Genomic DNA, 14,294 nt, shown 5'->3' with positions numbered 1-14,294 from the left:
GCAGCCTCTGCCGCCGCTGGTTGCACTCCATTTCCCTGCGCGCTGAAACTTCGGCGCGCCTGACTTGCAAGGTACCTGTAGACCGCGATGGACGCCCAGTACAAGCCCCACGACATCGAACGCGACGCCCAGGAATTCTGGAACAAGAACCAGTGCTTCAAAGCCATTGAGGACGCCAGTCGCGAAAAGTTCTATTGCTTGTCGATGTTCCCCTATCCCAGCGGCAAGCTACACATGGGGCATGTACGCAACTACACCATCGGCGACGTGGTATCGCGCTTTCAGCGCATGCAGGGCAAGAACGTGCTGCAACCCATGGGCTGGGATGCCTTTGGCATGCCGGCGGAAAACGCGGCCATCAAGAATCAGGTCCCACCAGCCAAGTGGACCTACGAAAACATCGACTACATGCGTTCGCAGTTGAAGGCTCTCGGCTTCGCCTACGACTGGAACCGCGAATTCGCCACCTGCGACAGCGACTACTACCGCTGGGAGCAGTGGTTCTTCACCAAGCTGGTGGAGAAAGGTCTGGTCTACAAGAAGATGTCCACCGTGAACTGGGACCCGGTCGATCAGACCGTTCTGGCCAACGAACAGGTCATCGACGGCTGTGGCTGGCGTTCCGGCGCGCCCGTGGAGCGCAAGGAAATCCCGCTGTGGTTCCTCAAGATCACCGATTATGCCGATGAACTGCTCGCCGACCTGGACAAGGTCGACTGGCCCGAGCAGGTCAAGACCATGCAGCGCAACTGGATCGGCAAGTCCAAGGGCGTCGAGCTGGCCTTCGATGTAGAAGGCGACGAGCCACTGCGTGTGTATACCACTCGCCCGGACACGCTGATGGGCGTGACCTACGTAGCCGTGGCTGCCGGCCACCCGCTGGCGAGGAAAGCCGCCGAAGGCAACGCTGAACTGACCGACTTCATTGAAGAGTGCGCCCAGGGCGGCACCTCCGAGGCCGAGCTGGCCACCATGGAAAAACGCGGCATGCCGACCGGCTTCAAAGCCGTGCACCCGCTCAGCGGCAAGCGCGTACCGGTGTATGTCGCCAACTTCGTGCTGATGGAGTACGGTACTGGCGCCGTGATGGCAGTGCCTGCCCACGACCAGCGTGACTGGGAATTTGCCACCAAGTACGACCTGCCCATCACTGCGGTGATCGCCGACGAAAACGGCAATGCTCCGGACCTTTCCGAAGCGGCCTACGTCGAGCATGGCAAGCTGATCAACTCCGGCGAGTTCGATGGCCTCGACTTCCAGCAAGCCTTCGACGCCATTGCGGCGCACCTGGAGCAGGAAGGTCACGGTGAGGTCAAGACCAACTACCGTCTGCGCGACTGGGGTGTCGCCCGCCAGCGTTACTGGGGCGCTCCGATTCCGGTCAAGTATGGCCCCGAGGGCCAGACTGTCCCGCTCAGCGATGACGAGCTGCCGGTCGCCCTGCCCCTGGAAGTCACCGTGGATGCTTCCGGCTCACCGCTGAAGAAGATGCCGGAATTCTCCGAGCTGGGTGACGGCTGGATTCGCGAGACCGATACGTTCGACACCTTCATGGAATCCTCTTGGTATTACGCCCGCTTCTGCTGCGCGGACAACCAGGATGCCATGCTTGATGAGCGCGCCAACTACTGGCTGCCGGTGGACCTGTACATCGGTGGCATCGAGCACGCCATTCTGCACCTGCTGTATGCACGCTTCTTCCACAAGCTGATGCGTGACTTCGGCCTGGTCGAATCAGACGAACCGTTCAAGCGCCTGCTGACCCAGGGCATGGTGATCGCCGAGACCTTCTATCGCACCGCCGCCAACGGTGGCAAGGAATGGTTCAATCCTGCCGATGTCGAGGTCAAGCGCGATGACAAGGGACGCCCGGTCAGCGCCACGCTGATCAGCGACGGCCAGCCGGTGGAAATGGGCGGCATCGAGAAGATGTCCAAGTCCAAGAACAACGGCGTCGATCCCCAGTCCATGATCGACCGCTTCGGCGCCGACACCGTGCGCCTGTTCATGATGTTCGCCGCACCGCCCGAGCAGTCTCTCGAATGGTCCGATTCCGGTGTCGAAGGCGCCAACCGCTTCCTGCGCCGCCTGTGGCGCCTGGCGGCAGAGCACATCGAAGCCGGCACCCCGGGCAGCCTGGATGTCAATGCTCTCGACGATGCTCAGCGCGAACTGCGTCGCAAGACCCACGAGACCATTCACAAGGCAGGTGATGACATTGGTCGTCGCACCACCTTCAACACCGCCATCGCCGCGGTGATGGAGCTGACCAACGCCATTTCCAAGTTCACCGATACCAGCCCGCAAGGCCTGGCGGTTGTTCGCGAAGCTGTGGAAGCCTGTGTCTTGCTGCTGGCTCCGATCACTCCGCATGCCTGCCATGCGTTGTGGCAGGAACTTGGTCATGATGAAGCTGTAATCGACGCCAACTGGCCGCAGTTGGATGAGTCCGCTCTGGCCCGCGACAGCGTCGAGCTGGTGGTGCAGGTCAACGGCAAGCTGCGTGCACGCATCGAGGTCGCTGCCGATGCGGCCAAGGATGCCATCGAGGCTCAGGCCATGGACAGCGAGAACGTGCAACGTCATATCGAAGGCAAGACCGTACGCAAGGTGATCGTGGTACCGGGTAAACTGGTCAATATCGTGGCCAACTGACTCGTAGCCAACGGGCCCAGGCCAGCCCGCTCGTGGAACGACCAGACATCAGCCACCAGATGTTCACGCGAGCGGGCCGTTGTCCATGATGACAACTCGGCTCAAGGATTTGCGATCGAATGACTCAAGGAGGTTTCATGCAACGCCGTCAATTTCTCGGCCTGACGCTTTCCGCCGCTGGCGCCCTGGTACTGTCCGGCTGTGGCTTCCACCTCCGCGGTCTGGAGGAAGGGGGCATACTGACGCTGGAACAACTGGCAGTGGCCGGCAACGAAGGCCCCTTCGCCGATATGCTGGTGCAGCGCCTTGAAGACTACGGGGTTCAGGTTCGCGACGATGCGCCCTTGCGCCTCAATCTCAGCGCGGAGAACGCCTCCTACCGCCAGCTCAGCACCCTGGATTCCGGCACCCAGGACGGCCAACTGGTACTCAATGTGCCGTATTCCATCCAACGCACTTCCGACAATGCCTATCTGCAGGATCGGCAAAGTGTCGAGGTCGTGGAAGACTACTCCCTGGCCAGCGACAACCTGCTGTCTCAGGATGATGTCCGTGAAGATGCCCTAGAAAATGCCCGCCGCGAGGCCGTTCGCCAGATGATCGAGCGCCTGCGCTCGCTACAGGGTTCGTAGATCACGCATGAAGGTTTTTGCCGACAAGCTCCCCGATGCGCTGGCCAAGTCCCTGCCCCCGGTGATCATCGTCGCCGGTGACGAGCCGCTGCAGCATATGGAAGCCTGTGACCTGGTGCGTGCCCGAGCCAGGGACAATGGCGTCGAGGAACGCGATATCCTGCATGTGGAAGCGAACTTTGCCTGGGGGCGCCTGACCGAGTCCGCCGCCAGCCTGTCGCTGTTTGCCTCGCGCAAGTTGATCGAACTGCGCCTGGGCGGCGCCAAGCCCGGTCAGGAAGGTGGCAAGGCACTCAAGGAGTACGCTGAACAGGCGGAAGGCAGCGACAACATTCTGCTAATCAGTTGCGCCAAGCTCGATGCCCGCGAACAGAAAAGTGCCTGGTTCAAGGCGCTGGACAAGATCGGCCTGTTCGTACCGGTATGGCCCGTGGATGCCTCCCGCCTGCATTTCTGGCTACGCGACCGGGCAGAGCGCCACGGGCTGTCGATGAACCTGGATGCCGCTCGCCTGCTTGGCGAACGTACTGAAGGCAACCTGCTGGCGGCTGACCAGGAACTGCAGAAGCTGGCTCTGATACTGCCACCAGGGACCCAGGTTGCCCCACAGCATGTCGCCGGCGGTGTAGAAAACAGTGCCCGTTACGATGTGTTCAACCTGATCGATGCCTGCCTCAAGGCCGAACGCGAAAGGGTATTGCGCATCCTTGTCGGCCTGGAGGCCGAAGGGACAGAGCCGCCTATCGTGCTGTGGGCGCTGACCCGGGAAATCCGCACCCTGCTGTCACTGCATCAGCATCTCGACCAGGGACAAAGCTTCGAACATGCCTGCAAGGCTCAGAAGCCCCCCATCTTCGACAAGCGCCGCCCCGCCTATCAGGAGGCTATTCGCCGCCTGCCTTTGCGCCGGCTGCACAAGCTGCTGATGTTTGCCCAGCGCCTCGATCTTTCGGTCAAGGGCAGCAATGACCTGCCCCTGCGCGAAGGACTTCAGGATCTCGCGCTCACCCTCGCCGGTGGACGCGGCCTGCTGGCCGAGATGGCCTCATCGTATCGATGAGGCCAGCCTCGTTGCGTTTCCGTGTTGTCAGCTCATAGATCACTGCCAAAGGTGTTACAAGCTTCCAGGCTGCCGCTCTCGAAGCCGCGCTTGAACCATTCCACTCGCTGGGCCGAACTGCCATGAGTAAAGCTGTCCGGCACCACAGCCTTGCCAGCCTGCTGTTGCAGGCGGTCATCACCAATCGCACTGGCTGCATTCAGGGCTTCTTCCAGATCGCCGCTGTCGAGCATCTGCCTGTCGAGATTGGCGGAATGCCCCCAGATGCCGGCGAAGCAATCTGCCTGCAGTTCCTGGCGCACTGACAGCGCATTGACATCAGCCTGTGAACGCCCGGCTCCCGCTTCCCGAACCTGCTGGCTGATACCCAGCAGCGTCTGCACATGATGGCCCACTTCATGGGCAATCACATATGCCTGGGCAAAGTCGCCCGGAGCACCAAGGCCCCGCTTCATCTCTTCGAAGAACGACAAGTCCAGATAGAGCTTGCGATCACCCGGGCAATAGAAGGGACCTACCGCGGAATTGGCCGTGCCACAGGCCGAGCGTACGGCCCCCGTGAACAGCACCAATGTCGGCTCTTCATAGGTCTGGCCTTGTTCCGCAAAGATGTTGTTCCAGGCTTCTTCTGTATCCCCCAGCACCACCGAAACGAACTCGACCTGTTCCTGTTGCCCCTGGGTCAGAGAGTTGGGGTCGACACTGGCGGTGTCCTGCTGCCCCAATGACAGCAGATCAATTCCCATCAACCTGGCACCGAAGTAGGCCACCACACCCAGCCCCAGAATGATTCTTCCACCCTTGCTTCGCAGCAGCATCGGCAGGAAACGCAACACTAGCATTATCGCCCCACCACCCGTTCCCGCTGCCAGTCTTTCCCCACGGCGGTCTTCTACATTCTGGCTACGCCGCCTTCCTTGCCAACGCATGGTGTACTCCTTGATTCCGGCATGGGCCGTAAAAGTTGAACATTGCAGACAAGATACACCATCTTCCAACCTGATAGCGGATTTTCACTACCTGTTCCACTCATCTGCATCATCAAGGCACAACCCTTCACAGATTGGCTTGGCTCGGCACGACAAATGAATGGCAACGAAAAAGGGGCGCCTCCTTCGAGTGCGCCCCTTGTCTTTCCTGCTGGTTCTATATTCTTGATTGTTTGGTTTTCTTCTTGCTTGGCTTCTTGCCTGTATTGCTTCCTGCTTGTATTGCTTCTTACCGTCTCGATGATCAGCCCAGGATGACATGCGGAATATAGCGTGACAGATCCTGCGTCACGATATCCTTGTCTTCGCGCACCGAAATACCCGCCGGAAGGTCATCAATCAGCCAGGAACCGATCAGTGCGTAGTTGTCACCAAACTTGGGCAACGGACAATACTCCTGATAGATGAAGCCTTCTTCACCGTAAGGTCCGGGAGATGAGTAACGCTGCTCACCATCGATATGGATACTGACGTTGGCACCTTCCCGGGCAAAGATCGGCTTTTTCACATAACGGTTCAGCCGGCTGGAGGCGAGACTCTCTTCAAAGTAGGCCGGCAGCAAGTTGGGATGCCCAGGAAACTTCTGCCACAGCAGAGGCAACAGCGCCTTGTTGGACAGCACCGCTTTCCATGGTGGCTCCAGCCATTGTGTCGGGGACGCCGAGAGCAGGCTGCCGTACTCCTCACGCAGCATGAACTCCCAGGGATAGAGCTTGAACATCCAGGTGATCACCTGGTCGTCCAGATCAGTGAAGACATCTCCTTCACCATGGCCAATATCTTCGATATACACGAACCGGGTCGGAATACCGGCCTCGTTGGCACAATCTTCCAGATATTGAACGGTGCCGCGATCTTCCTCACTGTCCTTGCAGCACGCCAGGTGCAGCGTTTCCCCCGGACGTCCCCGCTGCAATTCGACAAAGCGATTGACCAGCTTTTCCTGGACGGAGTTGAACTGATCGGCGCTACGCAGAATCTCTCCCGCATTGACCATGTCTTCCAGCCATAGCCATTGCCAGAACCCCGTCTCGTAGAGGCTGGTCGGGGTATCGGCATTGTTCTCGAACAACTTGGCCGGGCCACGACCATCATAGGCCAGGTCAAGGCGCGAATAGAGACTCTTGTCGCCATCACGCCAGGACCCGGCAATCAGCGACCAATGCTCTTCGGGAATACGAAACTGCCGTAACAAGCGCTCATCGTTGACGACATCTTCCACCACCGAGAGGCACATCTGGTGCAGCTCTGCAGTCGGTTCTTCCAGGTCTCGCTCGATCTGTTCCAGGGTGAACTGATAGTGGACGCTCTCGTCCCAGTAGACCTGGCCATACATGCTGTGGAAGCGAAAGCCGAACTCTTCGGCTCTGCGCTTCCAGCCTGGCCTTTCACGGCTGTTGCAGCGGATCACGAATCAGCCACCCCAGCCACTGCGGGAGCGGCTTCCGCCGAAGCTGGACTTGGCCGACACCTTCGAGCCAAAGCCACCGCGCGAGATTGTCCGAGTGACAGCCGGCTTGGGCTTGAAGGCGCTGTCATCGACGGTGAAGGTTCGCCCTCCTCGCCTGAAGCTATAGCCATCCACAGTCGACCACTTGCCGTAGATCGGCGATCCATAATACCCGGAGGTATACAGCGCAGTGGATTGGTAGCGGTTGCGATCCAACGCCTTGGCCAGCAGGAAGCCTGCCATGGCCGGCATGAACCAGGAATGCGTAGCCCCTTCGGGCTGGTAGGCAACGCACTGGTTCGGGCCGAAATCGCTCTCGCAATCGATACGCTGGTCATACTTCGGCCCGCTGGAGGCCGCTTCCTGCAGAGCGCTCTGATAAGCCGCCTGGCACTCCTCTTCCATGCCCGGGTTCACCTGGGTGCAATCCTCCGCATTCAAGTAGACCTTGGCTTCACGCTCGTTGTTGCTGCAACCAGCGGTGGCAATGGCTGCGGTGGCCATGGCAACTGCCATCGCCAGTCGCTTGGGTACCGGTGCCTTGCGCATCCGCGCCAGATTGATCGATGCCGTCCTTTTCATCACCGCCTCCTCAGTACGTCATGCAGGCAGCGTTGAGCAGACCGACTGCCACCGACGTCCCGCCGAGGACGATACCGGCGGCCACCTCACCATCGTTGATGCGCTGAACGATACGCGGCATCAGCAGGAAGCGCACGATAGCAAAGGCCAAGGTCTGCGCTATCAACGCGACGATGCCCCAGATGACGAAGTCCATCAACGACACCGAATTCGTCGCGGCACTCGCCAGCGCCAGGGCAAAACCGATGACAGCCCCGACCAGACCAATGGCCGCTGCCGTGTTCTTGTCATCCTTGACCAACTTCCACTCATCGTGGGGAGTGATCCACGTATAGACATACTTGAACACCACCAGCATGACGAGCGAGATAGCAAAATAGACGACAAATCCCAACAACCCAGCGAGCGAGGCAGAAAGATGCGACATGATAGATTTTCCCTGTCAATTAACACTATCGGTTAGATCATTCGATCAGTTGAAGCTGATATCCGAAGGTTCAATATCAAACCCGGTACTGACAACCAGACAACGATCAAGCTGCCCATTGTTCATTTTCTCTTCCCCGATTTTCATCAGGTACTCAAACTTTTCTCCACCCACTTCACTGCCGCTTGGCGCTGTCTCATCCTGCTTTCTTTCACCCAACGATCTTTCACCCAACGTTCTTTCATCCAGCTTTCCTTCATACAACTTTCTTTCATACAACATCGCAAACTGGTCAGTGGAACTGACCGAGCCATCCGCATGATGTGTTGTTTCTGTCATGGCAACAGGAGGCGATGATTCTCCGACGCCCTGCCAAACCTGCGTGTATTGATGAGCTTCCAGCACCGCCTGTGGCTGGCTGATCGTTTCCTTCAATACCTTCTCCCAGTCGGCATCGGAGCCGATGCCCTGGGTCTCGTAGAAGTAGTAAAGCTTGACGTCAGTGACATGCTCATCGCTATCGCCGCCATCCAGCACAACCTGAAGAAAACCGTCATCATCAGTGTAAAAACGCAGCACCTTGCTGCTTTCATCCAGGCGGACTTCACCCACCGCCTGAATGATATGCACACTGGACATGTTCTCGCTGACCAGCTCCGGCGCAAGCAGACGTAACTTGAGCTCGTCAAGGGAGAAGGAGCCTCCCAGGTGGAGGCCCAGAATTTCCGGTGCCAGCACCCGGGATGGCGCCTGTGCCTTGCCAAATAAAGGCTTACCAAATACGGTTTTACCGAATAACCGGTTGAACATTCATCTTCTCCCATTCGATGTGCTTGATGCGCTCATCGGCAATATAGAAGATCAGCATGCCCGGCATGACCACGGTGCTCAGCGGTGGGTTGATCGCAATGCTCTCTCCCCGGCCATCGCACACACCAATGATGGTGGCTTCATAACGTTCCTTGAAGCTGTGGAACAGGAGACCAAGCTCGATGCCGGCATGGCCCTGGTACTCGGCCGAATACTGGGTCATGCCCCGGTCCACATTCAGCAGCTCATGGAAGAGCGCACTGGAACCCGGGTCCATCGCCGACTTGGCCAGCATTTCCGTCGCCACCGATGGCATCGGCTCGATATTCGGGAAGTGCTTCTGAAGCAGGCTGCCCATTTGCTGGTTATTGAAGTAGGTGATGACGTGCGCATCAGGATTGCGGTTGCACACATACAAGGCCGCCGCTGCCGTGACATCATCGTCGGCACAGTCGATCACCACGCAGGAAGCCGTGCCGACGCACGCCCGTTCCATTTCCTGCTCATCGGTATAGTTCGACACCTTGACGAACCCGATTCGCCCCGGCATCGGGTTCTCGATGTACTCACGCACGCACAGGGCCAAGTGCTTGGCATCAGTGTGGGTGTCAATCTCCCGCAACAGCAGCTTCAAAAGCCGAATGGTACGGTCTGAATGCCAGCCGATCACCAGCACATGATCGTGATAGTCCAGAGCCTTCAATCCCTTCATCCCCTTTCGCCATTGGTGGGACACATACGCAGCCACGCGTCCGATAGTCAAGCCAAAGATGCCAAGACCAACAGGAATCACGAACAGCGAAGTCACCAGGCGCCCTGACAGGCTTGCCGGCGACAGGTCGCCATATCCGACGGTGGAAGCCGTCACCACGATCCAGTAGAAGAAATCGAAGTTACCGACGATCTCCCACTCACCACACAGCCACAGCAGGATCCAGCTCACCACCAGATAGATCAGCAGGGAGAGCAGGATCGTGTGCCACTTCATCTCATAAAAGTGCCGGACAAGCAGCGAACGAACCTTTTCGATCATGGTCATTGATACACTCAGCTACCGAGGATACGAGCCAGTTCCTCATCAGCTGAGGTCTTGCCACCCTTGATGCCAGCTTCGGCAAGACGCTTCTCCAGATCGTCGCCAGACGCTTCGCTGGCCAGTTCCGATGCAGCTTCCAGCTCCGCCTGACGCTGTTGCTGACGCTTCTGGATACGATCGAGGGATTCCGTTGCCGTCTTCATGCGGCTATTGGCACCAAGATGGCTGGACGACACCGCCGTCTGGGCCTTCTGTACGGATTCCGTGGCCTTGACGATATCCACCTGCTGCTCCATGCGGCGCAGGTTATCCTTGGCTTGGCGAATATTGCTGCGCAGTGAGCTTTCAGAATTGGCAAACTGCTCAAGGTACTGCTGCTCGGCTTCCACCTGGGTACGCAGCTCCGCCACCTTGCGTGCACAATCCAGCGCCAGGGTCTGGTCACCCTTGCTGTTTGCCGCCTTGGCATGGGCTTCATATTCCGCGCTGGAACTCGTCAGGCTGGCAATCTTCTGCTCGGACAGCTTGCGCTTGGCGATGATCTGGGTCAGCGCATGATCAGAGCGCTTCAGCTCTTCCCGCGCCTCGCGAATTTCCTGATCAAGAATACGCAACGCCTGGCCGTCGGCCACGTTTTCGGCAGCATCATTGACACCGCCCTTTACCGCCGTGAACAGTTTCTTCCATACACTCATGGTCAGCCTTCCTCTAGATCAGATGCTCTTCGTATGCTTCAAGAAACGCAGGAATATTACCGAAGAGACTTTCTACTTCGGTGATAACGCTTTCCTGTTTTGATTCAGAAAAAAGCGCACCGAAGGCAATATAATAATCTTCGCCATTAATGGTTGAAATGCCGATGGTCGTCAGCGGGAAGATCTGGTGGGTACGCAGAATCTTTTCATTCAATCCAGCTTCGTCTTTCACATCCTCTGTGGAGAACAGCACACTCTCCACCACGATCTGCTCACCACTGACGGCCAGATACGCATCCAGTCCATCTTCATTGGTGATACGCAGGCAATCGCCTTCCTCGGCAATCTCCCACTCTTCTCTGCGCAGGCAATCCTTGAGGCTATCCAGATTCCAGGACATACGGCTTACTCCTTTATCGGCATGAATGCTATCGGCATTAACATCATCGCCATTAATACTATCACCATTAATACTATCACCACCGACACTACCGGCATTAACGCCATCGAAATTAATTCTCTATAAATCAATGTGTTAGGTGGCCATCAACCTTATCACATGCTCATATGAAGGGCGTCCCTTCACTCAGCCAGTATCCGTCGTACCAGTGTCACCGGCATGACACCCCGAAGGCAAGGCACCAGCCTACCCTTGATGCTGTCCGCCTTCCACCACATCCGCGCTGCAAGGCAGCGTGGGCTTGATATAAGCAAAAACGGAAACCACCCGGGTTTCCGTTTTGCCAGACGCCATCGCTGATCAGTCCTTGCTACATACCATGTTCGATTATGTTTTCGTTAGCTGTCTTATTATCTTCCTTGCAAGACTTCAGCTTGTTCTGCATGACAAAAATCAAACGTGTATGATCACTTTTATTGAACACACTGAAAGGGAACTTGAGTGTTTTTGACGCAATTCCTGGATCTTTCGAATGCAAGGAATAGTGGACAAGAAACTTACTTTTCTTCCAGTCTACCGAGGTGATCTCGCTATACAGAAATGATTTCTTGGCACGCACGGGGCTCAAGCGAAAGATGACATGATCATCATGAAACTCTGCCATCGGCACGGTGCTCATCCAGATGGCCATGAAGGTGAATATGATGGTAAACATGATGATCAAACTGGGAATTTCACCAATATTTTCCAGCGCCCAGCCTCCCATCAGTACAAAAGCGATAATGCCAAGCACATACATGACAACCTGGCGCTTTGCATAAAACTTGGCAACGCCACTCTCATTTTCCATTTCCACCGCGTCCCTTCCCTATTCTCTATTCGTCTTCAATGACGTTCAGCCATCATCAATGCTGGCTGTTCAACTTGCGTCGAGCTTCCAGGTCATCATTAGCGTCCGCTTCCCTAAGCTTTCTGGCCCCGATCATGGCCACGATCCCCAGAGGGATAAAAACAATGGATCCGACGATCACCAGAATGCTTCCCCATTTCCGGCTTCCTGCCATGGCGAGCACAAAGCCCAGCACCGACAGCCCCCACAACCCCAGGAGCACAGTGCCAAATGAACTGGCAAAGTCGGTGTCGTAATCCGTGAAAATGCCTCCCATCAGGGCAAGCGTAAACAGCAGATTAAGCAGCAGCCCTACCAACGTTGTTTTCATGTCGTCCCTGTACGCCTTGTTCAGTCACCCAGCGAATGCATATTCGCCGAAGATGAAATCAACTGTGCACCGCATCCCGTGTGGCAGCCATGGAAGGCCACCGCCTTGCCGTTGACGGTAATGGTGGGATGCCCCTCGATAATCGGACATACCCCGTGGCCCTTCTTCGGACAGGACACCATATCCCCCACCACCGCCACCGCCTTGCCATTGACCTGATAGTTCGACTGACCGGAAATCACCCGACCACCATGCGTAGTGGCATCCCCTTCCAGAATCACACCATCTCCAGGACTGAACATGTGCTGTCTCCCATATAAATGACGATACACTCCCGGCTCCATGCTGATGCCAGGTGAACCAGGATTTTCCAACTGATGTTACCCTTTAAACCCACAAACAGAATGCCAAGCGCTCAAAAAATTAGCCTTATGCACGGCTGAGAGCATAAGGCTTTTGATGATAACAGTTACATTCAAGAACGGATCAGCGGAAGCTACCATCTTCTTGGTACTCAAGGCCGTCATAACTAGGCACAAGAATATTATGCTCTTCTTGCCATGCTCGTGACTGTCGAACCGCCTCGTCAATCTGTTCCTGTGTCATTTCTTTAGCGACTCTTGCTTTATCATCATCACCGGCAGGACTAGTAAGATCATAGTATTTATATGCTTGGACGAGATCTTTTTCTGTCCCAATGCCTTTTTCATAAAACATCGCCAAAGAACCGAATGCCATTGGATCCACACCATATTTTGATTCGGAAGACTTCTTCAACCAGTCAAAGGCAGTCTCATAGTTCTGAGGGAGCAAATCACCAGAATAATATACTTGCGCGAGCTCTCTTGCAGACTTTAAGTCTCCTGCACTAGCTGCCTTTTCTAACCATAAAATAGCTTTCTCGGTATTCTGTTGTACCAAGCCTTTCCAATCATCATAGTATCCGAGATACGCCCTACCTAAGGCTCTTTGAGAGCGCAGAAACCCTATTTCCGCTGAATCAGCCAAATATCTTAATGCTTCTTTATTGTCTTCATCAAATCCAATTCCTTGATAGTACATTTTGGCAAGAAGATAACCTGCATCCACTCCCCCATTCTCCCAAGATTTAATCAAATACTCTCCTGCTTTATGAGGGTCTCGATCAACTCCCCAGTCATCATCTCCATTGAGAAATACAACACCAAGCAAGTACTGAGATTTTATTACACACTCATCATCTATATCTTTCTCAGCTTCTTCCAGCAGTTCCTCGAAGGTGGTGTTTAACAGTTCTCTTCCAAGCTCATTTTCAACAGGATTCTCATACAGCACCTCAGCATACACTGAGAGAGAAATAAATACCGAGAGACTTAGGACGGTAAAACAACGAAAAATCAATTTCTCGTCTACCCTGCCAGAAGAATACAATCAATATGAAGCCTTATGTACACTGAGTACATAAGGCTTCATATTCAGACAAAGACTTTATAGCGAGTATCAGCGATAGCTACCATCAGATTGGTGTTCAAGACCATCATAGCTAGGCACAAATGTATTATGCTTTTCTTGCCATTCACGTGACAGACGGATAGCTTCATCGACCTGCTCTTGTGTCATTTCTTTGGCAAGTCTAGTCTTATCATCAACACCAGCCGTTCCTTGCAAGTCACTATATTTATAGGCTTGCACTAGGTCTTTTTCTGTACCAAGTCCCTTCTCATAGAACATTGCTAATGAATCAAATGCAAAAGAGTCTGTACCATATTTAGATTCGGAAGATTTCTTCAGCCAATCAAAAGCAGCTTCATAATCTTGTGGGACAAGGTCACCGGCATAGTAAACTTGAGCAACCGCTCTGGCAGACTTTAAGTCCCCCGCATTAGCGGCCTTTTTCAGCCAGCACAATCCCTCAGAAATATCTCGTTCAACCAATCCATCCCAACTTTCATGATAACCAATATATGATTTTCCCAACTCTCGCTGCGAAGGGAGATATCCCATTCTTGCCGACTCATTTAAATATTCCAGAGCTTTTTTGTTGTTTTTCTCTACTCCTAACCCCATATAATAAATATGAGCCAAAGTATAGCCAGCATCTGCTGCTTCACTAGCCCAGGCATCCAAAAGATATTTTTTACTTTTATCAACATCACGCTCTACGTTCCAATTTGCAGATCCATTCAAATATACTAGACCAAGGAGATATTTAGCCTTTATTGATGACTCATCTACAGGATGACGATCAGCATCATTTAATAGTGCTTGAAACGATGATTCAAACAAATCATTCCCTGGACCATTTTCAACAGGATTCTCATACAGCACCTCAGCATGCGCAGAGAGCGAAAGAAGCATC

The 14,294-nt window shown here is 54.9% G+C and carries 16 protein-coding genes; 3 read left to right on the top strand and 13 right to left on the bottom strand.

Annotated features, from left to right (window positions below; translation table 11 throughout):
* The first annotated feature begins 87 nt into the window (after positions 1-87).
* The 3 genes from leuS (at position 88) to holA (ending at position 4,347) form a co-directional block, all read left to right on the top strand.
* A complete protein-coding gene (gene leuS / locus E4T21_RS08350; protein WP_149284559.1) occupies positions 88-2,655 on the top strand; it encodes a leucine--tRNA ligase in 2,568 nt (855 codons plus the stop codon).
* Between the two features lie 137 nt (positions 2,656-2,792).
* Positions 2,793-3,287: an LPS-assembly lipoprotein LptE gene (locus E4T21_RS08345; RefSeq protein WP_149284558.1), complete on the top strand. Its 495-nt coding sequence runs from the start codon at positions 2,793-2,795 to the stop codon at positions 3,285-3,287.
* Positions 3,288-3,294: 7 nt separating this feature from the next.
* A complete protein-coding gene (gene holA / locus E4T21_RS08340; RefSeq protein ID WP_149284557.1) occupies positions 3,295-4,347 on the top strand; it encodes a DNA polymerase III subunit delta in 1,053 nt (350 codons plus the stop codon).
* 32 nt (positions 4,348-4,379) lie between these two features.
* On the opposite strand, the gene ypfJ is transcribed toward holA, so the two are convergent.
* The 13 genes from ypfJ to E4T21_RS08275 form a co-directional block, all read right to left on the bottom strand.
* The gene (ypfJ, locus tag E4T21_RS08335; protein ID WP_149284556.1) at positions 4,380-5,276 is read right to left on the bottom strand and encodes a KPN_02809 family neutral zinc metallopeptidase; all 897 of its coding nucleotides are present in this window, start codon (positions 5,274-5,276) and stop codon (positions 4,380-4,382) included.
* Positions 5,277-5,580: 304 nt separating this feature from the next.
* Positions 5,581-6,747 carry a glutathionylspermidine synthase family protein gene (locus E4T21_RS08330; protein ID WP_149284555.1) on the bottom strand — a complete coding sequence of 389 codons (1,167 nt, stop codon included), beginning with the start codon at positions 6,745-6,747 and terminating at the stop codon, positions 5,581-5,583.
* Positions 6,748-6,750: 3 nt separating this feature from the next.
* Entirely contained in the window at positions 6,751-7,368 is a 618-nt protein-coding gene (locus E4T21_RS08325; protein ID WP_149284554.1) for a DUF1190 domain-containing protein, read from the bottom strand.
* Between the two features lie 10 nt (positions 7,369-7,378).
* Complete coding sequence (locus tag E4T21_RS08320; RefSeq protein WP_149284553.1) at positions 7,379-7,795, bottom strand: DUF350 domain-containing protein; 417 nt, start codon at positions 7,793-7,795, stop codon at positions 7,379-7,381.
* 45 nt (positions 7,796-7,840) lie between these two features.
* Positions 7,841-8,605, bottom strand: a complete 765-nt coding sequence (locus E4T21_RS08315) for a YjfK family protein (protein WP_149284552.1) — start codon at positions 8,603-8,605, stop codon at positions 7,841-7,843.
* Complete coding sequence (locus E4T21_RS08310) at positions 8,583-9,644, bottom strand: potassium channel family protein (protein ID WP_187775135.1); 1,062 nt, start codon at positions 9,642-9,644, stop codon at positions 8,583-8,585. Before E4T21_RS08310 ends, E4T21_RS08315 begins: the two co-directional genes overlap by 23 nt.
* An 8-nt stretch (positions 9,645-9,652) precedes the next feature.
* A complete protein-coding gene (locus E4T21_RS08305; protein ID WP_149284551.1) occupies positions 9,653-10,336 on the bottom strand; it encodes a PspA/IM30 family protein in 684 nt (227 codons plus the stop codon).
* 13 nt (positions 10,337-10,349) lie between these two features.
* Positions 10,350-10,736, bottom strand: a complete 387-nt coding sequence (locus E4T21_RS08300; protein WP_149284550.1) for a DUF2170 family protein — start codon at positions 10,734-10,736, stop codon at positions 10,350-10,352.
* 370 nt (positions 10,737-11,106) lie between these two features.
* Entirely contained in the window at positions 11,107-11,592 is a 486-nt protein-coding gene (locus tag E4T21_RS08295) for a hypothetical protein (RefSeq protein ID WP_149284549.1), read from the bottom strand.
* 49 nt (positions 11,593-11,641) lie between these two features.
* Positions 11,642-11,956: a hypothetical protein gene (locus E4T21_RS08290; protein WP_149284548.1), complete on the bottom strand. Its 315-nt coding sequence runs from the start codon at positions 11,954-11,956 to the stop codon at positions 11,642-11,644.
* Positions 11,957-11,976: 20 nt separating this feature from the next.
* Positions 11,977-12,258 (bottom strand): PAAR domain-containing protein, encoded by a 282-nt coding sequence (locus E4T21_RS08285; protein ID WP_149284547.1) that lies wholly within the window; start codon positions 12,256-12,258, stop codon positions 11,977-11,979.
* A gap of 184 nt (positions 12,259-12,442) precedes the next feature.
* Positions 12,443-13,366: a tetratricopeptide repeat protein gene (locus E4T21_RS08280; RefSeq protein WP_149284546.1), complete on the bottom strand. Its 924-nt coding sequence runs from the start codon at positions 13,364-13,366 to the stop codon at positions 12,443-12,445.
* Positions 13,367-13,435: 69 nt separating this feature from the next.
* The gene (locus tag E4T21_RS08275; protein WP_149284545.1) at positions 13,436-14,293 is read right to left on the bottom strand and encodes a tetratricopeptide repeat protein; all 858 of its coding nucleotides are present in this window, start codon (positions 14,291-14,293) and stop codon (positions 13,436-13,438) included.
* Between the last annotated feature and the right edge of the window lies 1 nt (position 14,294).

This window comes from Halomonas binhaiensis (assembly GCF_008329985.2).
Taxonomy (GTDB): Bacteria; Pseudomonadota; Gammaproteobacteria; order Pseudomonadales; family Halomonadaceae; genus Halomonas; species Halomonas binhaiensis.
The sequence above is the reverse complement of the archived record's forward strand: the minus strand, read 5'-3'. Positions and strand labels throughout refer to the sequence as shown.

What these genes read in the sequence shown, in the direction of transcription:
- E4T21_RS08310 (WP_187775135.1), bottom strand. Translation starts at nt 9,644, where the DNA reads ATGACCATGATCGAAAAGGTTCGTTCGCTGCTTGTCCGGCACTTTTAT.
- E4T21_RS08325 (WP_149284554.1), bottom strand. Translation starts at nt 7,368, where the DNA reads ATGAAAAGGACGGCATCGATCAATCTGGCGCGGATGCGCAAGGCACCG.
- E4T21_RS08275 (WP_149284545.1), bottom strand. Translation starts at nt 14,293, where the DNA reads ATGCTTCTTTCGCTCTCTGCGCATGCTGAGGTGCTGTATGAGAATCCT.
- holA (WP_149284557.1), top strand. Translation starts at nt 3,295, where the DNA reads ATGAAGGTTTTTGCCGACAAGCTCCCCGATGCGCTGGCCAAGTCCCTG.
- E4T21_RS08300 (WP_149284550.1), bottom strand. Translation starts at nt 10,736, where the DNA reads ATGTCCTGGAATCTGGATAGCCTCAAGGATTGCCTGCGCAGAGAAGAG.
- E4T21_RS08320 (WP_149284553.1), bottom strand. Translation starts at nt 7,795, where the DNA reads ATGTCGCATCTTTCTGCCTCGCTCGCTGGGTTGTTGGGATTTGTCGTC.
- leuS (WP_149284559.1), top strand. Translation starts at nt 88, where the DNA reads ATGGACGCCCAGTACAAGCCCCACGACATCGAACGCGACGCCCAGGAA.
- E4T21_RS08305 (WP_149284551.1), bottom strand. Translation starts at nt 10,336, where the DNA reads ATGAGTGTATGGAAGAAACTGTTCACGGCGGTAAAGGGCGGTGTCAAT.
- E4T21_RS08290 (WP_149284548.1), bottom strand. Translation starts at nt 11,956, where the DNA reads ATGAAAACAACGTTGGTAGGGCTGCTGCTTAATCTGCTGTTTACGCTT.
- E4T21_RS08345 (WP_149284558.1), top strand. Translation starts at nt 2,793, where the DNA reads ATGCAACGCCGTCAATTTCTCGGCCTGACGCTTTCCGCCGCTGGCGCC.
- ypfJ (WP_149284556.1), bottom strand. Translation starts at nt 5,276, where the DNA reads ATGCGTTGGCAAGGAAGGCGGCGTAGCCAGAATGTAGAAGACCGCCGT.
- E4T21_RS08315 (WP_149284552.1), bottom strand. Translation starts at nt 8,605, where the DNA reads ATGTTCAACCGGTTATTCGGTAAAACCGTATTTGGTAAGCCTTTATTT.
- E4T21_RS08285 (WP_149284547.1), bottom strand. Translation starts at nt 12,258, where the DNA reads ATGTTCAGTCCTGGAGATGGTGTGATTCTGGAAGGGGATGCCACTACG.